Raw genomic sequence first — 25339 nt, 5'->3', positions numbered from 1 at the left:
AACGTTACGGAACAATGGTAGCTAAGATCAACCAAATGAAGAATCCAATTAAAATATTTGTAGGGAAGAAGATAAAGTTAACAGATTCTCCTGTTAAAAAATCAAGTGCAACCATACATCCGTTGATTCGGTCAGTGAACTGGCTGTTAAAATGGTGGCACGTACAAACAAATTCAGACATGGAACCACCTTATTAATCTAAATAAATTTACTTTGTCAGAAATTATGTATTAAATATCATAAGCCCCTCTTTGGTGAGGGGCTATACATAAGATGGGGGATGGGTATTTTTTAGTTTGTCCAGGATAGATCTTTTTAAACAATGACCTAAGAGGAGTAGGCTTAAGGATGAAAATTGTTCTAAGATTTTAATGGCGTTATTAATAAAAATAGCTTCTATCAGAACCGTATAAAATCATAGTAGGATACCTAAGTAAACTTTTACAAAACGGTTTTTTCATGGGAAAGTGGTAAAATATAACCTGAGGCGACACAATTCATTAGTATCATCTGATTTTTATACATAAGAATCAACCGTATTATTAGTAAACATTTTTCCTAACATGCAGTGGCAGTAAATAAACTGCAAAATCTAGTTTCGTAAAAAAGATACGAAAAATTAGTCCCACATCAGGTTATATTATTACAAAACATATTAAATGAGGTTTGTAAGATGAATATTGAAAAAATTAAATATTTTATTGATTTAGTTGAATGTAGGAGTTTTACCGAAACAGCAAAGAAGAATTATGTATCTCAGACTACCATTAGCCAACAAGTTGCTTCACTTGAAAAAGAGTTTGACATGCAATTGATTGACAGAAAACAAATTCCTATTGAACCAACACAAGCTGGCTCGATTTTTTTTGAAGAGGCGATTGTGCTCTGGAAGCAATATAATCATATGCAAGCTCAGATGAAGAATTATCAGCAATGTCATACTCAACTATTGTCTATAGAATATTCGGCCTTGACGGATATTCAAGTTTTATTACGTTTTATTACTTCGTTTAAAGAGCTGAATCCAACGATTAACCTAAAATTAAATAAAGTATTGTTAAAGGATATATCAGAATTTCTAAGAAAAGGGATATATGATGCTGCAATTGCTGTTGATTCAGAATTTAAAGAAAAAGAGGATATTTTAACACATACATTATATAGAGGAAGATATTGTGCGGTTGTGGGTAGTCAACACTCCCTTTTTCATAATAGGACTATTTCAAAAGAAGAACTATATAAATATCCACTTATCATGCTGAATTCAACTGCGATTGGAACCTCTTATTATTTAATGATTCAAAATGCGATAAAGGATGGTTATGAGCCAAATATACTGCAAATGGTGGATGATGTCGAAACAGAGTTATTTTATATAGTAACCGAGAATTTGATTGGATTTTTACCAGACAATTATAGCCTTGCATATCCAAAAGATGAGGTTCGATTAATCCCATTAAAAGATTCACATCATACATTTAACATAGAAATAGGCTATTTAAAAGATAATCCGAATCCGTCATTACAACGATTTCTTCGTCAAATACAAGATTCGTTTCCCCAATAGGTTATAAGTTTTTTGTATTTGAATTTGTTCAGTGTTTCACTTAATGTTTAGTTATAGATACTTTCAAAAGGAGTGCTAGAAATTATGGGGAAATTATTATTGACTGGTATTGATGGAAATTTAGGTAAGCAAGCAGCTGACTATTTATTAGAATTGGTTGATAAAGATAAAATTATTTTTTGTAGTTATAATCCTACAGCTTTAAAAAAGTATGAAAAACAAGGTATTGAAACACATGTGACCAATTTTAATAAAATGGATGGTCTAGTAGATGCTTTTACTGGTGCGGATAAACTTGCTTTAATATCTATGCCTTTTGTTGGATTGAAACGTCAACGCGCACATAAAAACGTTATAGACGCTGCTAAGAAAGCTGGCGTAAAACAAATCATTTATACATCATTAGTTAATGCAGCGGATGAATCAAATCCGAGTATTGAAAAAATTGATCATATTTATACGGAAGAATACATTAAACGTATCGGTTTAGATTATATTTTTCTTCGTAATTCTCAATATGCCGAAGCAATGATTACAAATTATTTCACTTATGTTAAGGGTGATGGGATACTAAAAAATAGCCAAGGTGATGGAAAAATGGCATATATTTCACGTAAAGATTGTGCTAAAGCTGTTGCATTTTCGATAGCATCTAACGAGTATCAAGAAGCTATTTTAAATATTAATGGACCGGAACGGATGACCATTTCTGAGTTTATAGCAATTGGAAATAGAGTTACGGGCAACCATGTAACCTATGAAGAAATTACGGATGAAGAAAATTATGCTATCTTTGATGCAATGGGAGTTCCTAGAACAACTGATGGTGAATTTAAAGAAGACTCCGAGGCGCCATTTTCATCAGATGGCATGGTCACTTTTGCTCAAGCTATTCGTTTGGGAAAAATGGATGTATTTACGGATGACTTTAAGAAACTTACAGGTCAAGACCCTCTTACAGTAAAATATATGTTTGAACATGCTAATCAATTTCAAATAGGTAGTCGTCATTCAAAAGATACTCTATAACTTCCTAAGTGGTAAGCTTACGTAACTTAGATCTGGGGTAAATCAGTTTCTAGCTACTTGTTTTAAATATCAACAGTTGTTATAAGGGGAGTCTAGCCGGGATATAGCGACACCTAACTACCCGATTCGTTTGGGGTAACAGGACAAGAAAAAGCCACGACAGCAATACTTCGCACTCAGAAAGGCTCCTATTTTCCAAAATAAGGAAGATCTCTTAATCATCCTTGAAAAAGAGGTCTTCTTTTTGAAGGACGTTCGAGTTTTTAGTCTTTGCTCTATTTCTATCTGAGGGGATGAAGAAAAAGCCCTTCTGATACAATTTTTCCTCTATTCTAATAAATAAATTGTTAGTTAGGTTGATCTAATAAATCCTCTGCTGTTTTAAACAAATCCTTGTAGCCATCAACCGTTTCTGGAAATCTTTAGCTAAGTGATCCGCTATTACATTGGCTGATCTTTTCCGCGCGCTTCTTCCATAGTAGCTAATTCTATATATTCTTTTAAAATGGCAAGCAAGCGGTTTTTCTTGTATTTATATTTGAAAAGGATAATCTATAAAAACTGCTAACATACTTTTAAAGTTAATCATGGAAGTGCCACAAATGTTTTCATCTTTTATTCAATCAGCTCCATCCATGGGGACGGTCGTCCCCATGGATGGGAAGTAACCTTATTTTGCATTGAATGCATTTAGCATCCATATATGTTGTTCCAATGAAGTTTTTATGCCGATAAATAGATCACTTGTAGGCTGATCTAGTAAATCCTCTGCTGCTTCAATAATCTCTTTGGAGTCATCAACAATTTTTTGAAAATCTTTAGCTATTTGATCCACCATCTCATTGGCGGATTCTTTTCCGATCGCTTCTTCAATAGTAGCTACTTTCATATATTCCTTTAAAGTAGCAAGCGGTTTTCCTTGAATGGTTAAAATTCGTTCAGCGATTTCATCAATGTAATCTGCTGCTTCGTTATAATATTCTTCAAACTTTTCATGCAGTGTAAAAAATTCCGGCCCTTTTACATACCAGTGATAATGATGAAGCTTTGTATAAAGTACATTCCAATTGGCAAGTTGTTTGTTAAGTGCATCGATTAATTGTTGATTCATCTATTCCCACTCCTTGTAATTTATTTTATTTCAATCTATATTATACACTTAAATTATAATATTATCAAATAATAATAATTATAATAAATACAACTAATCATCTATCAGACTTAGCTTCTATTGGGTTTGTCAGATGAAATAAGCGACTCTTAACGAGAAGCTTTTTAATAAAATAGCCAGTTGCATAATATACAGTAAAAAGCATATTATGTATAAATATAAAGACCGACTGATTGCCTTTATAGATAGACTTTTAAAATGCAAAAAAGAGGAGGGGAAGAGATCGCTTTACTCTAGACAAATAATAAAATTATATCAAGAAATTATTGAAAAGCAGAACTCCTTTTCTAAAATTTACCCAACTCCGCATCAACAGTTTAGTGCCGAAAACTTAATCGCTTTTATCGAGCTGAGAAACAGTGTGAATCATTCGATGGTGAATTTTTTACAAGCGAAAGGTCTGCAATTGACCTATATCGATTATATAATTAAAGGCTTATATAATACGTGTCAAAATTTAAATAACGGATCTTTAAGACTATCCGTACCCTCCGTCGATCAATATAAACAGGCAGTGCAAAGAAAGCAATTTGTTTTAAATACAAATAAGAACTTAACGCCGGAGATCATGGTGACACTCGATAGTTCTTTACTTGTCCATCCGCCAACAATCAAGGATTTTTTATTAAATGGAATGACAATTGCCAGAATTAATTGCGCTTACGGAGATTGGCATGATTGGAAGGAATTGATTAAAGCGATTCGACAAATGGAGAAGGAACTGGAATTAAGCGGGTTTAATTTACCAAAATGTAAGATCTATATGGATTTAGCTGGACCTAAAATAAGAGTTGGTCCCATTCAAAAAATGACGTATCCGTTTAAAATAAAAATTAAAAAAGACCGGTTTGGCAAGCCTTTACATATAAAAAAAGGACTACTTCAACATACAGAGCCCCAATTAGATGAACAGACTCGTCATTTTGATTTTATTCTTCCGATACATATAGATAACGACATGCAACCATTTCAAATTGGGGATACACTGCATTTTTTTGATGCCCAAAATAAAAAACGTTCGTTTACAATTGTAGGAGTTAAATCCTATGGATATGAGGTAGTTATCGATAAAACCAGTTATATCTTGGAAGGAAGTAAAATTATTCATTTACCTTCTAACGAAGAATGCTATGTAGGAAAATTAGAGAAAAGCCCAGCAGATATTTATGTAAAAAGAGGTGATCAATTAAAAATTAATTTATCAAAGGATAGCATAGGTATTCCAGCAACATCTCATCAAATAGCAGAAATCAATATTTCTCATCCGGATGCATTTAAAATGGTTAAGTATGGTGACAATATTTATATTGATGATGGCAAGATTCATGGAGTTGTAGCAGAAATTCATGATGCTTCTATTATTGTTGATGTTCTTACTCCAAAAGTAAATAAGAAAATTAAAGAAAATAAAGGAGTAAACCTTCCTGATGCAACGATCCGTTTACCAGCACTGACAAACAAGGATATTCACGACCTAAAGTTTGTCCTACGATACGCAGATATGGTTGGACTTTCTTTTATCCATCAACCAGATGATTTAAAAAAGTTACGATCACTTATCCCGAGTGACAGCAGTAGTTCTTTAACTGTTGTAGCGAAAATAGAAACAAAAGAAGCAATAAACCAATTTTCTAAAATTTTATTAGAAGGGCTTCATTTTCCTAAGTTTGCAGTTATGTTAGCAAGAGGTGATTTGGCGATAGAAGTAGGATTTGAAAAGCTATCTATTATTCAACAGGAAATGCTAGCCATGTGTAAAGCTGCTCACACTCCAATTATTTTAGCTACACAAGTGCTTGATTCACTTGCAAAAAAAGGTGTAAACTCCCGTGCTGAATTGGCTGATATTGTATTGGGAAGCTCATTTGATTGTATTATGTTAAATAAAGGACCTTATGTAGCTGAAGCGGTAGATTTTTTAAATGAAACATTACGTTTCATTGTAAAAACCCATGCATATAATCAAAACATCGTTCGCAAACAAGGAATGTAGAACGAATATTTTTAATTGGTTTTTGAATTACTTAGTTAGAGAGATTTATTCTGTATGTAAGGACCATAAGACTCTTGCTTTAAAAGTTATGAAGCAAACGAAGCAGTCAAAGTAGAAGTTAACGATATCTAAATTCCCGATTCAAGCCGTTCGACAGGAAAAGAAAAACCACGACAGCGATACTTCGCGTTTTTTCAAGACCAGCTATAAAAAGTCAAGGTAAAAATGGAGTGATTTTTGAGATTATGATAAAAGACTCCGATTAAATTAAGCATACCAAATAAGCCTTCATTAATTTTTTAAAAAAGAAAGCTTAGATTAATTTATTATTAATTATTATTTGGTCTCGGTTCATAAGGTTTTTTATCTCTAAGTATTGCAAAAATGATATGTGTTAATTTCCGAGCAACAGCACCAACAGCTGTACCATGTGCTTTACCACGCTTACGCAATCTTTGGTAATGCAAGGAAAGGGCAGGATCATGGAAACTCGCTACAAACGCAGCTTGCCAAATAGCTCGTCTGAGGTAAGGAGAACCTCGTTTAGAAAGTCGAGTTTTATTACTATTAAAGTCACCAGATTGATGAACAGAGGCGTCTAGGCCTGCAAAAGCAACAAGTTGCTCAGGACGCTCAAAGCGTTGAATGGAACCAATTTCTCCAAGAATGACACACGCGGTAACATCACTAATACCAGTGATCGTTGTCAGAAAATGTTCTTGGCGATTTGAAATATCAATCATTACTTTTTCCATTTTTTCTAGATGTTTTTCAATTAATGAAATTTGTTCTAAAAGAAGTTGAATTTGTAGTTTAAATACATCTGTACCCATAGAAATGCCAAAGGTATTCAACGCACTTTCTCTAATTTGATTCGCTTTATTAAAAGCTTTTGTTTCACCGAGACGCCCTTTACTTAATAACTCAGCTAACTTTTCTGTATCAAGTTGAAGTAAATCTTCAGGTAAAGGGGAGTGTAGTAAAACTTCAGTAGAAGATTTTCCAAATACATCAGAGAAAATTTGTTCATACTCGGGAAAGACTTGATCAAGTAACGAAATTACTTTGCGTTTTAAGTCTGAACACTGATCTACAAAGGAATACCGTAAACGCTCAAGATGTCTTAATTCTAGTAAATCTTCTTCAACGAAAGGAGTTTCCTCTGGCGAATCAATACGGATGACTTGAGCGATCAGGTAGGCATCACTCACATCTGTTTTTGTCTTTCGAATATAAAAATGACGTAAGGCATCCGATTGTAAAGGATTAAAAACGGTTATTTTAAATCCTAATTTATGAAGAAATGAAAAAACAGATAACCAATAATGACCGGTAGCTTCCATACCAACAACTGTGTTATCAGGTATTAACTTATATTGGTTGATAAATTGAAGTAACTTTTCGCTTCCTTTCTTGGAATTTGCGAAACGGACAGTTTTCCCAACGGGATCACCTTTATCATTAATTAAACCTACTTGATGATGCCGCTTACCAATATCAACACCAATATAAAACATAAAAGCACCACCTAATTATTATTTATCAGATGGGAGGAATCCTCTTATCCTTATAGATATCCAACCTCGTTCGATATACGACAACGAATATGTCATCCAGCTCATTCGAATAGTTCTATAAAGAAAGAGGTGTCAGTCTTGAAAACGAAGACAATACTTCAAGGACAATTACGACAACCTCTATCTGACTAAATACATTATACCTTGAGTGGTACAACGATTTAAAACTAGTAAAAATACTAGTTAATAATAATATACGAGGACAAGGAAAGCTACGGTAGCAATACACCGGGGTTTTCCAAGGACAAGAAAATCTACGACTGCGACAACATCGAGATTTTTTAAGAACGCTCGAGGTGAAGCCTGTGATCTAATTCTTAACCCTAGGTGATAAAGGAAAATTACTTACAGCTTTATTTAGAATTTAAATTCGTCGTTAAAAATATTTTTAAAAAAATCTCGGTGTAAATTACTTATGAGCTCCTTGTATGAATTGATTTTCATTATAACAAGTAAATTTATTTTGTTTACACCGAGTGTTTTGTTTAACGTATAAGTAGGTAATGATGATGCATAGGTTTGAATATTTAAGCTTTGAATATAGGTTGATCGCTTAAATCAGGATCATAATGGTTAGTAGAGCTGGAGCGACTACTTACACTAATGGAATCGCCCGTATTTAATGCTCCAGCACCAGCGTTTGATTTACTAGTGTCGGATGGTGACAAGCTATAGATATCACCGACATTTACAAGTGAACCAGGTCCTACACGCACTACTTTTACTGGCCCTACAACGGAAGACATGTTTTACCACCTTCTATTAAATTTGGTTTATTACTTTATGATATGACAATCACCTATTATTTGTGCTTTTCATTATTTTCTAGATTAACTATTTTGTAAGGTGCTACAGTAGCCTATATGCGTAGTGGCGGTGTTCAAATTCGGTGAGATGATTGGAATAAGAAACATGCATCATATAAAAGTGGAACAGCACAAGCTAATGTTTTTTCTTACTATGATCTCCACAACTTTTAGTTTTTTAGTTACACTTGTGCTTTGGTTCACTTTAATTTAGATAAACATAAAGAAAGTAGGGAATAGCTTATAAATGATTCCCTATCATTTATTAACGTAAAAAGTTTGATAGATGGAAGCAGTATTTTGAAGGAAGAATGCAGTATCTACTTTCATCTTATTTAAAAAACATTAGTAATAACCCGGTCCGTAGTAGCCCGGAGCTCCGTAATAACCTGGCCCGTATCCGTAGTATCCGGGACCATATCCATAATATGGACTAACGAGAGAAGCACCTAGCAAACCGCCGGCTAAGCCCCCTAAAAATGGACCACCAAAAAATGGTCTCCCCCAGAAAAAAGGTCTGCCAAATCCAAAAAACGGTCTACCGAATCCAAAAGGTCTACCAAATCCCCAAGGTCGAATAATCCTTTCGTCATTTGACATTTCATTCGTAGCTAAATCATCATGGTATGATTCATTGTTCGCTAATTCGTTATGATTTACATCTTGATATTGTAAATAATCCATCATTTTACCTCCTATCCGCGTTTATGATATGGATATTCACCTAATAATAAAATGACTGGGCTTTTTACCTAAATCCGTAATTTTAACGATGTTTTGATGAAAGAAAATAATGTTTAAAAAAGCAAATAGATACGTGTTTAAAGGGGTGACTACCTGTTTGAGATCGTTAGAGCAATCTTCTTGTTCTTATACCTGTATGGGTATATAATAAGGTGAATGAATACGAAAAGGAGAGAAATAATATGATGGCTACGGCTGAAGTATATGTAACATCAACATGTCCATTTTGTACGATGATGACAAATTATTTAAAGGAAAATAATATCCCTTATAAGACGATTAATATTGAAACAGATCAACAAGCTGCCAAACGTTTAGTTGAAACAACAGGGCAAATGGGGGTCCCACAAACAAAAATTAATGGAAAATGGATCATTGGCTTTGACCCAAACAGGGTGCAGCAAGCTTTAAAAGGATAAGCTCTTGAAGAAGATATTTAAGAATAATATCATATCTTGTAAGAGTCGCTCTTTATCGGAATTACCCCAAGATAAACAGACAAAACATCTCGTTTCTTTTTGTCCTGTTCATTATGGCTTGTTACTAACGGCGATTGTCATTCTGATTATGCAATGGATGTAGTGCAAAAATTTTAATTTCATTGATAAAGCTGCCCAATTGAAAGAATGTAGTGGGCAGCTTTTTTGCATGAAACATCTCCGTTTCTACCTGGCTATTTTCTTGAAAGGCAATTTCGTCTAGCTTATGCATTCGTGCTTCTAACAAAAAGATAGTCTCAAAAGGCATTTTAATCATTAAACGAGAATGTCCCACCAGATTTTTATTGCAGTAGCTAATATTAAAAGAGCAAGTAATGCTTGGAGGAGCTTTGTATTTATGCGTTTTCCCAATGCTGCTCCTAGTGGCGAAGCAATTAAGCTTGCAATAATCATGATGATTGCAGGAACGAGCAATACCTGATTTGTAGCTATCTTGCCAATGGTAGAACCAATGGATGAAATAAATGTAATAGCAAGGGAACTAGCAATTGTCATACGTGTTGGGATCTTTAAGACGGTAATCATAATCGGGACAAGAATAAATGCCCCTGCGGCACCAACAATACCTGCTGCAATCCCTACGATAAATGATAAGCCGGCTGCAAGTGGTTTATTAAAAGTCATTTCTTTTAGATCTGTTAGATCATCATTACTTTTTGGCATAAACATCATAATAACGGCAATCGTTGCCAACACAGCATAAACAATGTTAATGGCAGCTTCCGGAAGTAGGTTGGATCCGTATCCGCCAATGAGTCCACCGATTAAAATACTAACGCCCATATATAAGATGAGCTCTTTATTTAAATATCCACCTTTACGATATGCCCATACACCACCGATGGTAGCAAAGAAGACTTGAACGGCACTGATACCCGATACTTCATGTGCACTAAAAGCTGCAAATCCAAGTAAAGCGGGGATGTATAATAACATAGGGTATTTAATGATAGAACCACCAATTCCCACCATTCCTGAAATAAATGAACCGATAAAACCAATTAAAAAAATGAGGATGATAAATCCAAAGCTCATTCGTTGTATCCCACCTTTGTTGTTATTCGGTAATATGAACTGGATGATATGGCTAAATGGTGTGATAGTGATTCGTTAAGCCATATTGAACTAACTCTGATTTACATTTCAAATGAAGTTTTTGCATCATGTTTGCTTTATGATTTTCCACTGTTTTTGGACTGATGATTAAGCGCTGAGAAATTTGCTTATTTGTATAGCCAAGAATGGTGAGGCGAAGAATTTCTTTTTCCCTAACAGAAAGAATGGAATAATCTTTTTTATTATGCTTAAACAATTTATCAAGTTGTTCATTGGGAATACCCACCTTGTAGTATCGCTTACCTTGATAAACAGCATGAATGGCTTCATGTAGCTCACTACCTCTGCTGTTTTTTAAAATGTATCCACAAACATTAATTTGTATTGCTTTTTGAATATAAACCTCTTCATCATGCATAGATAAAAGCACAATTCGAACCCGTTCATTTTGTTTTAAAATAACTTCTGAAGCAGTAAAACCGTCTAATCCATTTGGCATCGATATATCCATTAAAATGACATCGACTTCATTGCTGTTGGTTAGTAATATAGCTTGCGCGCCATCTTCAGCTTCTCCGATAATCTCAATATCAGGATAAGCTTCAAGCAACAGTCTAAGACCACGTCGAATTAAACGATGGTCATCAACAATTAATACTTTTATCAATGAAACTCCTCCCCCTTTGGAATGGATGCACGAATGATTGTCCCCCGTTGCAACTCTGATACGATGTGAAATACACCTCCCAGCAAATGGATTCTTTCTTCCATGTGTTTTAATCCAAGACCTTTTGAGGGTCCTTTCTTCATATCAAAGCCGATACCGTTATCCCGAACCGTTAACTCCAGCTTATGCAATAATTCCGTAAGTTCAATAACTACCTCATCTGCATCAGCATATTTAATCATATTGTGTAATGCTTCTTGAATCACACGATATAAATTAATTTCGATTAAAGGTGGAAGGCGGTCTGTTAAATTAGACGAAAAGGTAAACGTAATGGATGGATTGCTTTTTTCTAACGTCGTAATTAATCCATTTATCGTTGCGATTAAACCTAATCTATCAATGCTTTGCGGTCGCAGCTGATAAGAATAGGCTTTAATATCACCCATCACTTCGTTTAGCTCTTCTCGAACATCGTCTACGTATGTTTGGATACGTTTATCATTTACAAATGATTCAATTGCCTGCAAAGCGACGGAAATGCTGTATAAAGCCTGCCCTACTCCATCGTGAAGTTCTTGAGCTAGACGTTTGTGCTCATTTTCCTTTGCTTCGATCAGTTTCTGGATCATTTGTTTAGACAACTGAGCTTCTTTTTCCTTTTGCATGAGAGATTGATCACGTAAAACAAGTAAATACTCTTTTTGATCTGTTTGTTTGTCGTGATACATTAAAGCAGTACTCATTTCTACGTTTATTTTCTTGCCATGATAGGTCGGCATATCCGAAAGAAAATATGGGACTTCGTCATGTGCGATAAGATAACATGTATTTTCGCCACTTCGTAAGTGTCGTTGCTCACAAAAAGAACAATATGGGACACGATCATGTACCATCCATCCCGTTAGTTTTTTTGCACTTGGATTCATGGCTAAAATTTTGCGGCTTTGATCCATGATGATAATACCATCTTGAATATTCTCAAATATTTGTCGTAAATATTTATTTTCATATTGGATCGATGACATCGGTTGAATCTCCCCCTTGTTTTTCCCGAATTATAGATGCCGCAAATGCCTTCTTTAAGTGTTGAGGTATTACGTCTAGGTAAATATTTGTTTTGTATCCGTGATATTCTGAAAAAACTTTTGCAGGTTCGTAATCTTGTATTAGGATACTGTAAGCTATCAAGCTGTTATCGAAAAACGAAAGTGAAGAGCCCCAGCTACGATGTTTGATTAACAATGAATTTCTCGAAATGAAGCTTTACTGAATAATAAAGCATGTTTCTGGAAAAGATAGTCTCTCTAATATCATATACTGCCATTAAGCTGAAGAGATCGTCAATAAAATGAATTAGTTTAGAATCCGTGATTACATAATCGGCAATAAAAATTTACTTGTGTGCTTATATATATCCTAAAACATTTATTAGATAGTCCTTTTAGTTGGATTTAAGATAGCTTGCTTTTTGGTGTTTGCTTAAACTTTCTTTTACATAAGATTTACTAGGTAAAGACAATTACCATAGAGGGAAAACCCTCTATGGTGGTTTCACGGATCAAAGTTATCCCGCATGTAAGGTGCCGGAAGACGCCCACTACAAAAGTTATAAAGAGTACGAAGAAGTTTAAGTGGGAGATAACGGGTTCCTACATGCCCGACGTTAGGGCGACAGGACAGAGTTGCTACGACAGCAATACATCGCGATTTTTCCCGGACAAGGAAAACTACTTGAATAGACATCGCGATTTTCCAAGCAACGATTGAGATTATGGCTCTTAGTCTATTTTCTATCAGTAGGGGGTGAAGTAAAATCCCTACTGATAGAAGTTTCACTTTATTGTGGAATGACTACTTCTGTTAACCAGCGCGAATATCCTCCAGCTAAATTGAGGACTTTCTTAAATCCATTAGCTTGTAGGAGGCTTGCTCCAATGGCTGAACGACCACCTGATTGACACACTACTATAATGGTTCGATCTTTCGGGATGTCCTGAAGACGGTCTTTTAGGGTACCGAGCACAATATGATCAGCACCTTCCATATGACCTTGCTCCCATTCTGATTGATTGCGGACGTCAATTACAACCGGGTCATTAGCAGTTATCCATTGTTTTGCTTCATCTGGTGTGATGTTGTTGTAGGATTCTAAGTTATCCATATGTTTAATAGTCTTGTTCACATCTATGAATCCGGCAATTTGGTCAATCCCGATGGAACGAAGGGAGGTTACAATCCCATTTACTTGCTTCGGGTCGGTTAATAGATAGAGTGGTTGATCATAGTTTATTATCCATCCCGCCCAATTCGTAAACGATTGGTTGTATGGAATGTTTATCGTTCCTTGGATATGTTGTTTGCTGAATACTTGGGCATCGCGAGTATCAAGAACTTGAGTGTCGCTGTTTAATAGTTCTTTTATTTGCTTCACATCTGTTATTTCTTGTGGGTCTTCGAGCTCATGAATTATATTTGGGCCAACTTTATTGACATGCTTCATGATTGCAAAATAGGTAGGCGGTTCTGGTTGACCGGCTAACAAAGCATCAATAAATGCAGATTCATCATCATATTGCATGGCCCAATTAAACCGTTTTTCATATCCTACTGTTGAGGATGGAACAGCTCCAAGTGATTTCCCGCATGCACTTCCAGCTCCATGTGCAGGCCAAACCTGTAAAAAGTCAGGTAGTCGTTTAAAGCGTTGTAAAGAATGAAACATATCCTTCGCTCCAGACACGCTTGTTCCTGCTTCACCTGCTGCTTTTTCTAGTAAATCTGGTCGACCAACATCTCCGACAAAGACAAAATCTCCTGTAAAAATGCCAATTGGTTCATTTGCATTGGCACCCCCGTCCGTGAGCAAAAAGGAGATGCTCTCGGGTGTATGCCCAGGAGTATGGATTACTTCAAAGGTTAAGTTGCCTAATGTAATGGTATCTCCATCTTTTAGCAGTGTATGCGATAAATGCTCTATATTTTTGTATTTCCAATCGTCATTTCCTTCATCTGATACATATAACTTAGCTCCTAATCGATTGGCGATTTCTCTACCTCCAGAAACATAGTCGGCGTGAATATGTGTTTCCAATGCACCAACAATTTTCATTCCCTCTTTTTCAGAAGCGGAAAGATAAGGCTCAATATTTCTGGCCGGGTCAATAACTACAGCTTCCCCTTTTATTTGACAACCTACTAAGTAAGAGGCTTGTGCTAACTGCTCATCATAAAAATATTTTAAAAGCATTGTTTTACAACTCCTTTTTATAAAAATGTACTGTTTATATACAAAAGAAACGTAAGGCATCGAAGTAGAGCGATAACCTATCTTGAGATATCTAATGAATACAAGAAGCGAAAGACAGCAGTTTAAAGGAGTCAGCTAATAGGATATAAATAAGCATATCTAGGAAAAGTAGTCTGCTTCTTTCAGGATGATAATCCGTTATTACACCGACAAAAGATTTTTTCATTTTGATACAACCCACGAAAAAACATTTCTTCGCGTCGTTTGCAATTTTATTTATTAGTTGTGAATCTTGGTGAATAGCTAGTTTTCGTTTACTTGTCGTGTTTTTGTTGCATAACATCTAATGTAGCTTGTATATATTTAAGGTAGTTTTGCACGTTTGGATCCTTTATCCATTTCATGATTGTAAAAATGGAAATAGAATGATCCATGGAATTTTTTCTTTCTTGAATAGCTGCTATCAGTTCTTTTGCTTCTTTTCTTTGGTTAATTAGTGGTAGTTCCAAGAGCGATGCTTTAAGTTGTTCCATGGACGCTTCATCTGCTACTACGTTTTTTATAAATAATGTAATTTGTTCCATAAGTTCAATTATTTGTAGAAGGATAGGAAGCTTTCCTAAAAGAGTGATTAGTGCTTCAAAAGATTCCTCATTTATTCTTGATAGCTGAAAGCGTTGTTCAAAAGCTTTCATAGTGGCTGTATCCTCAAAAATACATTTAGAAAATTGGGTTATTTGATCCATTGAATGAAAAGTGCGCTCTATTTCAGGCAACTGTCGAATCAAGTTTGTTAATGCACTCTGTATTTCCGGACGTTTCAGTTCATCCATCCACTCATGATTTGCCTGAAAATTTGCAGCAGTATTCGTCATTACCTCACCCCTTTTTTGATCGTTACATGATTCCTTTAAGCATGCCGTCCCAATACATAATTGGAAGAAAATCCTTTTTCATTAGATACATACTTCTCCGTTCAACTGCTTGGTCAAATGGCATAGACTCTTGTGGATTTTTGTCATAATCAAATTCAGCTAAAATTAACCGGTTATAACCGGTTACCAGTGGGCAAGAACTGTATCCATCATAAGTCGCTTCAAATGGTTTTTCCTTGATTGCTGCTATGAGGTTATTTACGACTACCGGCGCTTGTTTACGTATTGCAGCTCCCGTTTTAGAAGTAGGTAAATTACTGCAATCTCCAATGCCAAAGACATTCGCGTAATGTACATTTTGTAACGTATGTGGGTGCACATTCACCCAGCCGTTGTCATCGGCAAGTGGGCTGTCTTTAATAAATGTTGGCGCTTGCATTGGCGGGGTAACATGCAACATGGAGAAGGGCATTGTTTGCTGTTCCCTCGTATCTAAATTTTCTAAGACCACTTCTTTTGTATCTCCCCGCACTTCAATTAAATGATGGAGAAAATATGTTTCAATTTGCTTCCTGGATAACACTTTTTCTAAGGCTTTACGGTATTTTTTAACATCAAATATAGCAGGGTTTGCAGAAATAAAAAGCATTTCCGTTTTGTCACGATTTCTTGCTTTTCTGAAAGCGTCGTCTGCAAGATACATAATTTTTTGTGGTGCACCACCACATTTTACAGGTGAGTTTGGGTGAGTGAAGATGGCATTACCACCAGAAAAATTACGAATGACTTCCCATGTATATTCGACATGTTCATAGGAGTAATTACTACAAACTTGATTTTTTCCTAGTGTCTCTTTTAATCCTTTAATTGCATCCCAATTGACTTCAATTCCTGCCCCAACGATCAGATAATCATAATGGATTTCAGTTCCTTCGTTTGTGTATACACAATTATTTTCTGGATCAAAATTAGTTACCGCTTGTTGAAGCCAATCCGCACCATCTGGTATAACGCTACGCATAGCACGCTTTGTTACTTCTTTTTTAGCGACTCCAGCCCCAACTAGAGTCCATAGTGGTTGATAATAATGATCTTCTGCAGGATCTATAATCGCGATTGCTTGTTCAAATCCTTTTGAATATCGAAGGAGTTGAGCAGCAACTGTAATCCCTGCAGTACCGCCTCCAACAATAACAACTCGATAATGTGTTGCCATATAAATCCCCCTTGATTTTAAATGGTATAGTTTGTACACATATACATCTATTGTATGATAGGGATGCTATAAAATACTATAGGGGGTTTCCCTTATTTTTATTAGTGACATGTATAGGTGTTAAAAGTAACTAGATAATTAGTTTTATTCTACCTATAATAATTTTATTAATGGATTATGAAACGATAAAAACTTAATGTACGTAAAGGAGTAATTTTCAATGATAGAAAAAAACCCACTCCAACCGAATAGAGTTATTCACCTATTTGACCAAGAGTTAAAAGGAGAATGGAAAAAGCGTAAGAAATATACATTTAAAAAAGGGGAACAAGTTACTCATCCATATAAATTAACAGACCATATTTATTTAATTATGGAAGGCGACATACGAATTTTTCACCTACATCGAGACGGAAAGGAATGTGTGTTAGGCATTTTAACTGCCGGTGATTTTATCGATTTAGCTAGCATTTTCACCACCAAAGAAAGTGATGCATATGCTATCGCGCTAACGACTGTTTCCGTTGTAAAAGTAGAAAAGCAAGAAATACTGGATGCCGTTGCGCATACTCCAGAGCTGTCTTTAGCGTTATTAAAGCATTTTTCTAATCAATTACATGAAGTTGTTCGTATTTTAGAACAAGTCGCTTATGATAAGGTAGAAGAGCGTTTATGGAACTCCTTACATAAATGGAAAAATGAAAAGGAAGAGAAAGGCGGCTGGTATCCTCTTCCCAAATATCTCACCCATAAAGATATGGCCGGAATGATTGCGTCAACTAGAGAAACGGTCACGTTCTTAATCAATAAATGGGTGCAACAAGGGATGATAAAAAACGATAAACAACAGATTTGGATAAAGTGAAGCTTCATTTCGTGAGGCTTTTCCTTCATCCCTTACTGATAGAAGTAGAACTAAAATTTTAATCGTTTTGAAAAACCATGCTAATGTCGCGCTACCAAAGCTTCTCTGTCCTTAAAAAAACCGCGATGTCTATTCAAGAAGTTTTCCTTGTCCTTGAAAAAGAAGAACGCTTTTTCTGCGTGCGATGTCTATTCAAGAAGTTTTCCTTGTCCTGTTAATCTGAACGAATTAGGCTTTTCGGTATCTCTCACTTAGACTTCAGCATATTTCTTTGTAACTCTTGAAGTGGAGTCTACCAGAACCTTAGATGTTAGATAAAAAAAGATGGATAATGTAAGGAAGCTTACATTCATTTCTAAGCTAACCTTGTAAGATGTATGTAGATGAAACTACTACATTGGAGGAATAAATCATGAATGGAATAAATTTTGAAGCAGTAAAGCAAACAACAAAGGCGATTAAAGAGGATCCATCACAAAAAATGCGTCATTGGCATGCAAAGGTAACTTGGGAATCAGGAGTGAAGAACAACGTACAAATTCGTAATTTTAAGCCAATCACGATGGATGAGCCTGTACCATTAGGTGGCACGGATGAAGGTGCTAATCCAGTAGAGATGTTAATCGGAACTGCAGGCAGCTGCTTTGCCATTACGTTTGAAGTACTTGCCAGTCAACAAGGAATTACATTGGAAGTAGTTGAAGTGGATGTAGAAGCAGATCTAAATGCTGCCGTATTTTTAGGATTAGAAGATGGAGATGGTGGAATATTACAACCAACCATCCGCTTAAAAGCAAAAACTTCTGCACCAAAAGAGCAATTGAAGGAAATTGCAGAGGCTGCATTACAAAAATCTCCCGTATTAGCTAGTATGAAAGCAAAATTACAACTAGAAATAAATTAGTTTTTATAATATATACGGACAACAACTCACCTCTAATTTACTAGTGTTGGAGGTGAGTTGTTGCACCTGTTTCAAGGAATGTTCTTTTAAGATTGGCACCGGAAAGGAAAAGTGTTAGTCATAATTGACCAGATAAGGGGGAAGAATTAAAACAAGTGATTCAAGAAATGGAACGAGCTACTTCGAGTGTTGTCGCTGCTACTGAGCAGTTAAATGAAGCAGCAATGAAGGCATAATAAACAAAGGGCTTATTCAAAATAGAGGGTCAAAAAACGAAGAGAATATCAAAATCGAGGTTTATTGCTTTCTACGGTTTTTGTCCTTGAAAAAGAAGGACGCTTTTCCTTTGGGAAAGTATCATGGCCCCGAGGTTATTTTTGTCCTGTTGAGCGGTGAGATTAGCTCGTCCTATCGTTGAAATTCACTGTTTCATCATTTTTACCGTGCTTTTGAAACACCTCTAAAAGAACAAAAACAAAGATGGTTGATTAGGCTAATATAAAATATAATCATAGTTGTAACATAATAATACTTTACGTAGCACTGTTTCGTTATGTAAAATAACAAGTATATATGGGAGTGTAGGAGGTAACTTTGTTGAAAACGAATGAGACAAAAGCTACAATTGACAGGATAGAAAAGCGCATGCGCTATATATCTGGAATTATTAAACAAAAAGGTAGAAAAATTCTAAATAACTATCCAATTACATCTCCACAATTCGTTGCGTTACAGTGGCTTTTGGAAGAGGGAGATTTAACGATCGGCGAGCTTTCTAACCGGATTAGTTTAGCTTTTAGTACGACAACGGATTTAGTCGATCGAATGGAAAAAAATGGGCTTGTGGAAAGAGTCAGAGACACTAATGATCGGCGAGTTGTTCGTATTCATGTACTCAACAAAGGAAAGACAATTATTCACGAAGTTATCGGAAAGCGACAACAATATCTTGGGGAAGTATTGGAAAACTTTTCGGAAGAACAAATAGAGCAACTTTATGATTTACTTTCCTATTTACATGAACAAATGAAGGAAGTAGAGAAAAAATAAACTTCAAGAAGAGGCGATATTGTGAAGCAAGCAATAGGAGTCATTGACTCGGGGGTAGGTGGCTTAACAGTAGCATATGAACTAATGCGTCAGCTCCCTAAAGAAAAATTGATTTATGTAGGGGATCAAGCGAGATGCCCGTATGGTCCAAGATCAGCAGAAGAAGTAAAACAATTCACATGGGAAATGGTTGATTTTTTATTAGAAAAAGATATTAAGATGTTAGTCGTTGCTTGTAATACAGCAACTGCATTTACGCTAGCTTCTTTGAAAGAACATTTAAGTATTCCTGTTATTGGTGTGATTCAGCCAGGTGCCAGAGCGGCGATTAAATTTACTAAAAATAACCGAATTGGGGTTATTGGTACAGAGGGAACGATTCGCAGTAATGCTTACACGATAGCTTTAAAAAATATTAAAAAAGAGCTGGAGATACGTGCACAAGCTTGTCCCATGTTTGTACCGATGGTAGAGCAGGGCATTTTGGAAGGACCTAGAGCAAAACAAGTAGTAGCGGATGCTCTGGAACCATTAATGGAGTATAATCTGATGGATACGCTTATTTTAGGATGTACGCATTACCCGCTGTTGAAAGATACCATTCAATCTGTTGTTGGTGAACAGGTGACAATTATTTCTTCCAGTGAGGAAACTGCAAGAGAGACAAGTACTATTTTAGAAGTGCATAACCTTCTAAACCATGATGAGGTATTCCCGGTTCACCAATTTTATACGACAGGAGCGCTGGATATGTTTATTCAAATTTCGGAACGGATTTTTAAAGAGCCGAATTTGCAAATGATTACCATAAAAAAAGCAACGCTACCCCAAATGCAAGATTCTTAACCAGAATCTTGCATTTTTTCGCTTTAAACTTTCAGTGCTTATCGTATTGAAATTTTTAATCCTGCATGTATAGAGATTCGTATTTCCTTTACTTCAAACACCTTATTATCTTAGATGTCTATGTAAGAAACTCCTAAATGTCTAATTCGTTCCATTTATTAGGGCATGGAACGCTACGACAGCGATACATTCGATTTTTCGGACAAGTAAAGTTTTATCATCGGTACATCGCTTTTTTTCAAGGGAAAAAGCTTAGGCAGCAGTACATCGTGGTTAGGTTAAGGACGTCTGAGATTTTGCCTTTATTCCATTCAAGAGAAAAATACTTCTGGAATAAGTTTCCCTTTACTAGCGGTTTCTGCATCAAAGACTTCGTTTCAGACAAGTTTTCTAATATGCATGGTCTATTTTACTGTGTGCTTGTATATATATAGTACAAACTATCGTAGGAGGGGAATACATGCATAAGCGCGGAATACTAATAGCTGGTATGGTCACTTTTTCCATGATTTTAACCGGGTGCTTTCAAGGGGAACAGTCTTTAGAGGAAGAAATGGATCCACCACAAAATGCAAAGCCCGTTGATAAATTGGATGAATCTAAAAACGACAAGAAGCAGGGAGAAGAAGGTAAAAAAACAGCAAGTGAAACGGTTGCGCGTGAATTATATTTATTAGATGCCAATGGAATGGTAGCTTCACAAACTTTGGAATTACCGACTCCAGATTCATATACGGTAGCTTCACAAGTATTACAATATTTAGTAAAGGATGGTCCTGTTTCTCAACTGCTGCCCAATGGCTTTCAAGCTGTATTGCCGGCAGGAACAGAGATACTGGGAGTAGATTTGCAAGAGGATGGTACGATTGTTGTTGATTTATCAAAAGAGTTTGCTAACTATGAAGCAGAAGATGAGAAAAAAATTCTTGAGGCCATCACATACTCCCTAACACAATTTGAAAATGTAAAAAGCGTTCAGTTACAGATGCAAGGAAAGGCACTAAAGGAAATGCCAGTGGATGGTACCCCAATTGGTAAAGGATATTCACGAGCTAATGGTATTAATGTAAGCGACGAAGGAGTAGCAAATCTAATTGAAAGTCAAACAGTTACGATGTTCTACCCAGCTGAACATAACGAAAATCGCTATTATGTACCTGTAACTCAATATGTGGAGCAAAAGGAAGATATTGATGAATTACGCGCAGTTGTTGAAAAGCTTATTGAGGGACCAGGGCTGGAAAAGAATGTTACACAAGTATTTGACCCTAAAACAACATTAACAAATAAACCTTCCTTAAAAGATGGTATTTTACAATTAGAGTTTAATGATGAAATATTGATGGATGGTAAAAAATCAGTTATTTCTGATGAAGTGATGGAAACGATTGTACGAACAATGACAGAAATAAATGGGGTAGATGCTGTACAAGTTGGCGTAGAAAATGTAGAAAAGCTAGTAAATGAAAATGGTGAAGCTTATACAAAGCCGGTAACAAGAGAACAATTCACACCGACAGAAAAATTATAACTCAAGGGAGGCTTATCGATTAGGCCTCTTTTTTCTTGTCTTTAAATTTTATATAGGTCACCCTACTAAAGATCATGTATTTCTATAGTGCTTTTGATAAAAAATATGTTAAGCTAAGGATTGTACAAGGAGGAATAATAATGAGAAGTGATCAACGTAATGTAAATAGTTTACGACCAATAACAATTATAACCGATTTTCTTCAGCATCCGGAAGGTTCTGTGCTGATTCAGATAGGTAATACAAAGGTGATATGTAACGCTAGTATTGAAGACAGGGTTCCTCCGTTTATGCGTGGACAAGGGAAGGGCTGGATTACTGCGGAATATGCGATGCTACCTCGAGCAACGGAGCAAAGAAATATTAGAGAATCGTCCAAGGGAAAAGTAAGTGGGAGAACAATGGAAATCCAACGGTTAATTGGCAGAGCACTTCGCTCCGTCGTTGATTTGGATAGCATTGGTGAACGGACGGTTTGGGTCGATTGTGATGTTATTCAGGCAGATGGAGGAACAAGGACTGCTTCCATAACTGGAGCGTTTGTTGCCGTTGCCTTGGCTTTGGCAAAGCTGGTAAATGATAAAGTGATACCGAACATGCCAATCACGGATTTTCTCGCTGCCACTTCCGTAGGTGTCATGCCGGACGGTCAGGAAATTTTGGACTTGAATTATGTGGAAGATTCCAAAGCACATGTTGATATGAATATTGTAATGACTGGCTCCGGTGAATTTGTAGAAATTCAGGGTACAGGAGAAGAAGCAACTTTTACAGGTAAACAGTTGAATGTTATGTTGCAATTAGCCGAAGAAGGATTACGCACACTGTTCGACAAACAACGTGAAGCATTGGGAAGTGTTGCTGAACTAATTGATCAACGCATTTCCCAAAAAGGAGAAACAGAATGAAACGTGTGATTATTGCTACGAAAAATGAAGGAAAAGCGACAGAATTTAAGGAGCTTTTTAGAGCTTATCAGATTCAGGCCGTTTCATTAAACGACTTAAAAGAGTTGCCTGATGTGGAAGAAACAGGCTCTACATTTGAGAAAAATGCCACTTTAAAAGCAGAAACAATTGCTTCCCTTTTATCTTTACCTGTTATTGCAGATGATTCAGGTTTAGTAATTGATGCTTTAGACGGTAGGCCTGGTGTTTATTCAGCAAGGTATGCCGGTGAAGAAAAGAATGATCAGGCTAATATAGACAAGGTTTTGTCAGAACTAAAAGATATTCCTGAAAATAAGAGAACAGCAAAGTTTGTTTGTGTGCTAGCTTTTGCAAAGCCTGGTATGGAAACAATGTTGTACAAAGGATATTGTCATGGCAGAATTGCCAACTCGCCAATAGGAACAAACGGTTTCGGTTATGATCCAATTTTTATACCACATGCCAGTCAGTTAACGATGGCTCAGTTGACTCAAGAAGAAAAGAATGCCATTAGCCACCGTTATCATGCACTTCAACAACTAGAAACAAGTCTTAAAGAACAGGATATAATTTTTTGAAAGATAGGATGAAGGTCAATGCCAAAAGTACTTATATTGAGTGATAGTCATGGATTAAAAAAAGAACTTGAGATCATTAAGGATCGACATCAAGTGGATTATATGGTTCATTGCGGCGATTCAGAATTGGGACTTGATGATAAGGAAATGTCTGGCTTTTATTCCGTTATGGGTAATTGCGATGTAGATACGCGCTATCCTGAGGAGCAAACGTTGACAGTTGATGGACTTGGTTTCTTAATAGTTCATGGTCATTTACACTCCGTTAAAAGTAATTTATTGCAGGTTGCTTATCGTGCGGAAGAATTAGGGGCACAAATCATATGTTTTGGTCATACACATGTCGCTTTTGCAGAGCAACACGGTAAGCAATTGTTTATTAACCCCGGTAGTATTCGCTTGCCACGTGGAAGAAAAGAAAAAACATATGTTATTTTGGAATGGGATGTAAAAGAAAATATACACGTTTATTTTTACACGACCGATGGGGACCGCTTAAAAGAAATGGAATATACTGCTTCGCTGTAGTTATTTAAGTATATACAAAAAAAGTAAAAGCTTATTTATCTTGTTGGAAGATAGGTGAGCTTTTTCGTTGTGTTTATTATCAGTAAATTTAGAATTTTGATATCTCTGGCGTGAAGAAAAAATAACTTGATGCAGTGTAAGATATTTGATTAGGAGAGGGTGATATTAGTGGAGTTTTTCTAGGGATAGGCAAGGGAAAAAGGGCCAAGAGAAAGTTTGTTTATTGGAGTTTTTCCTTTTGTAGTGGAATAAAGGGCAAAATCTTAGGTGTACTTGAAAAAGAAGACATTTTCTTCGCGCAATGTGTAAGGGTGGGGCGTTTTCCTTGTTTTGAAAACATGATATATTCGTACCGAAACTTTCTTCTTCCCCTTGAAGAAAGAACATTTTTATGGAGCGATGTCTAATCATCTAATCAGGAAGTCTTTCTTTTTTTTGACAATAGAACGAATAGGACATTTTAGCGCATTTCTCGGGTTTTTTTATTATTTAAAGTGGGACTCTAGGGAAAGTTAGATATGGGATAATAAAGGATGATCATGAATCAGCCATCCTTTAATTCAATTTGCATTGTTGCTATTTGCTTGTTGCTCGTTCGTTATTCCACTTTGTAAGTTAGTGGACATTTGTTGCATTCCTTGATTATTTATCCTGTTCTTTAAAGACTGCATCATTTGTTGAATTTGCGGAGGTTCATTGCATTAGAAATAGTTTGCTGCCAGCGTTGAAATGTTCCGTTTCGAACACCTCTTCGAACACTATGAATAATTTCACCAGCTGCACTCATAGCAAGCAATGAAGTCATCATATTTCTACGATTATTTATTGAAATCACAACCTTGTTTTAAAAAAATTTCCTAGAATGTTGTAATTGTAACAGTGATATTATTAATACATTCTCTTATAATATTCAGGAATAATTTTCCCTATCTCTAGATTGTGCGTATTCTTATGAAAATTGGTTAAGCTAAACATGACCAATTCGAAAGGAGAATTAGCTTGAAGAATAAAAAATTTTTTCTTGGGTTTTTATCGAGCGTTATGTCGTTAGCTTTATTGTTTGGATGTGACGGAGTCGATGAAGATGAACCGGATCCAACAGAAGAACCGTCTGAACAGCAGCAGGAGAACAATAACGATGAAAATAATAGATAGAAATCCTATCCCAAAAGTTTAAAAAAACTTTTGGGGATAGGAATAAAGAGACTTTCAGTTTAATGACACTGCACATTATAACTGTTAGAAAGGCCGAATGAAAATAACTTTGAACAAATAATATTGCTGTTAAGCATAAATATATTCTTAAATAATCACTAGGTATGTAAAATCAACTCATTCGCATCAACCTCAATAGTAGATTCAAAATCGTTGCTTTTATGAAGAAATTCTTATGGGGGTAAACAAATTACCCGGCAATATAACAGTTAACTATGGGTGATAATTTGCTTTTTTCACCAAGTAAATATTTTATTGAAATGTTTATACAAATTATTACAAGTAAGCTCATAATTATAATTGATACCTCAATACTGTTGATAAGTAAACCTAATGATATTAGCTTTTAATAGCATTATTCCTTGTGTAAGTGGTGAAATATTTGAGATTTTTTGAGAGGACCACAGGCATTGCTTCGTACGGCAATGTAGCTCCTGAAAAC

The 25339-nt window shown here is 35.8% G+C and carries 24 protein-coding genes; 13 read left to right on the top strand and 11 right to left on the bottom strand.

Going from position 1 to position 25339, the window contains the following annotated elements:
* The first annotated feature begins 673 nt into the window (after positions 1 to 673).
* On the top strand, positions 674 to 1567 hold the full coding sequence (locus JNUCC74_RS11340; protein ID WP_454065433.1) for a LysR family transcriptional regulator: 894 nt from the start codon (positions 674 to 676) through the stop codon (positions 1565 to 1567).
* Between the two features lie 84 nt (positions 1568 to 1651).
* On the top strand, positions 1652 to 2596 hold the full coding sequence (locus JNUCC74_RS11335) for an NmrA family NAD(P)-binding protein (RefSeq protein ID WP_454065432.1): 945 nt from the start codon (positions 1652 to 1654) through the stop codon (positions 2594 to 2596).
* Between the two features lie 670 nt (positions 2597 to 3266).
* On the opposite strand, the gene JNUCC74_RS11330 is transcribed toward JNUCC74_RS11335, so the two are convergent.
* On the bottom strand, positions 3267 to 3707 hold the full coding sequence (locus JNUCC74_RS11330; protein ID WP_454065431.1) for a Dps family protein: 441 nt from the start codon (positions 3705 to 3707) through the stop codon (positions 3267 to 3269).
* A 208-nt stretch (positions 3708 to 3915) separates the two neighbouring features.
* Between JNUCC74_RS11330 and JNUCC74_RS11325 the strand changes: the two genes are divergently transcribed.
* Positions 3916 to 5760 (top strand): pyruvate kinase, encoded by a 1845-nt coding sequence (locus JNUCC74_RS11325; protein ID WP_454065430.1) that lies wholly within the window; start codon positions 3916 to 3918, stop codon positions 5758 to 5760.
* A 329-nt stretch (positions 5761 to 6089) separates the two neighbouring features.
* Here JNUCC74_RS11325 and JNUCC74_RS11320 read toward each other — a convergent pair whose 3' ends face one another.
* The 3 genes from JNUCC74_RS11320 to JNUCC74_RS11310 form a co-directional block, all read right to left on the bottom strand.
* On the bottom strand, positions 6090 to 7277 hold the full coding sequence (locus JNUCC74_RS11320) for an IS110 family transposase (RefSeq protein ID WP_454065429.1): 1188 nt from the start codon (positions 7275 to 7277) through the stop codon (positions 6090 to 6092).
* 587 nt (positions 7278 to 7864) lie between these two features.
* Complete coding sequence (locus JNUCC74_RS11315) at positions 7865 to 8083, bottom strand: spore germination protein (RefSeq protein WP_454065428.1); 219 nt, start codon at positions 8081 to 8083, stop codon at positions 7865 to 7867.
* A 405-nt stretch (positions 8084 to 8488) separates the two neighbouring features.
* Positions 8489 to 8827 (bottom strand): hypothetical protein, encoded by a 339-nt coding sequence (locus tag JNUCC74_RS11310; RefSeq protein WP_454065427.1) that lies wholly within the window; start codon positions 8825 to 8827, stop codon positions 8489 to 8491.
* A gap of 245 nt (positions 8828 to 9072) precedes the next feature.
* Here JNUCC74_RS11310 and JNUCC74_RS11305 point away from each other — a divergent pair, with 245 nt between their 5' ends.
* A complete protein-coding gene (locus tag JNUCC74_RS11305; RefSeq protein ID WP_077321551.1) occupies positions 9073 to 9306 on the top strand; it encodes a glutaredoxin family protein in 234 nt (77 codons plus the stop codon).
* A gap of 124 nt (positions 9307 to 9430) precedes the next feature.
* Here the strand turns inward: JNUCC74_RS11305 and JNUCC74_RS11300 are convergent, their stop codons facing one another.
* The 7 genes from JNUCC74_RS11300 to JNUCC74_RS11270 form a co-directional block, all read right to left on the bottom strand.
* Complete coding sequence (locus tag JNUCC74_RS11300) at positions 9431 to 9643, bottom strand: hypothetical protein (protein WP_454065426.1); 213 nt, start codon at positions 9641 to 9643, stop codon at positions 9431 to 9433.
* Complete coding sequence (locus JNUCC74_RS11295) at positions 9643 to 10422, bottom strand: sulfite exporter TauE/SafE family protein (protein ID WP_454065425.1); 780 nt, start codon at positions 10420 to 10422, stop codon at positions 9643 to 9645. Before JNUCC74_RS11295 ends, JNUCC74_RS11300 begins: the two co-directional genes overlap by 1 nt.
* A 52-nt stretch (positions 10423 to 10474) precedes the next feature.
* On the bottom strand, positions 10475 to 11110 hold the full coding sequence (locus JNUCC74_RS11290) for a response regulator (RefSeq protein ID WP_454065424.1): 636 nt from the start codon (positions 11108 to 11110) through the stop codon (positions 10475 to 10477).
* Positions 11107 to 12138, bottom strand: a complete 1032-nt coding sequence (locus tag JNUCC74_RS11285) for a sensor histidine kinase (RefSeq protein WP_454065423.1) — start codon at positions 12136 to 12138, stop codon at positions 11107 to 11109. Before JNUCC74_RS11285 ends, JNUCC74_RS11290 begins: the two co-directional genes overlap by 4 nt.
* An 812-nt stretch (positions 12139 to 12950) precedes the next feature.
* On the bottom strand, positions 12951 to 14360 hold the full coding sequence (locus JNUCC74_RS11280; RefSeq protein WP_454065422.1) for an MBL fold metallo-hydrolase: 1410 nt from the start codon (positions 14358 to 14360) through the stop codon (positions 12951 to 12953).
* A 314-nt stretch (positions 14361 to 14674) separates the two neighbouring features.
* The gene (locus JNUCC74_RS11275; protein WP_454065421.1) at positions 14675 to 15235 is read right to left on the bottom strand and encodes a hypothetical protein; all 561 of its coding nucleotides are present in this window, start codon (positions 15233 to 15235) and stop codon (positions 14675 to 14677) included.
* Between the two features lie 22 nt (positions 15236 to 15257).
* On the bottom strand, positions 15258 to 16451 hold the full coding sequence (locus JNUCC74_RS11270; protein WP_454065420.1) for an FAD-dependent oxidoreductase: 1194 nt from the start codon (positions 16449 to 16451) through the stop codon (positions 15258 to 15260).
* 220 nt (positions 16452 to 16671) lie between these two features.
* Here JNUCC74_RS11270 and JNUCC74_RS11265 point away from each other — a divergent pair, with 220 nt between their 5' ends.
* From JNUCC74_RS11265 to JNUCC74_RS11225, 9 genes are all read left to right on the top strand, one after another.
* Positions 16672 to 17316 carry a Crp/Fnr family transcriptional regulator gene (locus JNUCC74_RS11265; RefSeq protein WP_454065419.1) on the top strand — a complete coding sequence of 215 codons (645 nt, stop codon included), beginning with the start codon at positions 16672 to 16674 and terminating at the stop codon, positions 17314 to 17316.
* A 412-nt stretch (positions 17317 to 17728) separates the two neighbouring features.
* Complete coding sequence (locus JNUCC74_RS11260; protein WP_454065418.1) at positions 17729 to 18220, top strand: OsmC family protein; 492 nt, start codon at positions 17729 to 17731, stop codon at positions 18218 to 18220.
* 597 nt (positions 18221 to 18817) lie between these two features.
* Complete coding sequence (locus JNUCC74_RS11255) at positions 18818 to 19270, top strand: MarR family winged helix-turn-helix transcriptional regulator (protein WP_077321203.1); 453 nt, start codon at positions 18818 to 18820, stop codon at positions 19268 to 19270.
* A 21-nt stretch (positions 19271 to 19291) separates the two neighbouring features.
* Positions 19292 to 20116, top strand: coding sequence for a glutamate racemase (gene racE / locus JNUCC74_RS11250; RefSeq protein ID WP_077321201.1), 825 nt, complete (start codon positions 19292 to 19294; stop codon positions 20114 to 20116).
* Positions 20117 to 20576: 460 nt separating this feature from the next.
* Complete coding sequence (locus JNUCC74_RS11245) at positions 20577 to 21647, top strand: GerMN domain-containing protein (RefSeq protein ID WP_454065417.1); 1071 nt, start codon at positions 20577 to 20579, stop codon at positions 21645 to 21647.
* A gap of 140 nt (positions 21648 to 21787) precedes the next feature.
* Positions 21788 to 22555 carry a ribonuclease PH gene (rph, locus tag JNUCC74_RS11240; RefSeq protein ID WP_077321197.1) on the top strand — a complete coding sequence of 256 codons (768 nt, stop codon included), beginning with the start codon at positions 21788 to 21790 and terminating at the stop codon, positions 22553 to 22555.
* The gene (locus JNUCC74_RS11235) at positions 22552 to 23154 is read left to right on the top strand and encodes an XTP/dITP diphosphatase (RefSeq protein WP_454065416.1); all 603 of its coding nucleotides are present in this window, start codon (positions 22552 to 22554) and stop codon (positions 23152 to 23154) included. The genes rph and JNUCC74_RS11235 overlap by 4 nt, the downstream gene beginning before the upstream one ends.
* A gap of 18 nt (positions 23155 to 23172) precedes the next feature.
* Positions 23173 to 23682, top strand: coding sequence for a metallophosphoesterase family protein (locus JNUCC74_RS11230; protein ID WP_454065415.1), 510 nt, complete (start codon positions 23173 to 23175; stop codon positions 23680 to 23682).
* A gap of 999 nt (positions 23683 to 24681) precedes the next feature.
* Positions 24682 to 24837, top strand: coding sequence for a hypothetical protein (locus JNUCC74_RS11225; RefSeq protein WP_179104433.1), 156 nt, complete (start codon positions 24682 to 24684; stop codon positions 24835 to 24837).
* Positions 24838 to 25339 lie beyond the last annotated feature (502 nt).

The sequence above is a fragment of the Cerasibacillus sp. JNUCC 74 genome (genome assembly GCF_053667775.1).
This window is presented reverse-complemented; position numbering and strand designations above follow the sequence as displayed.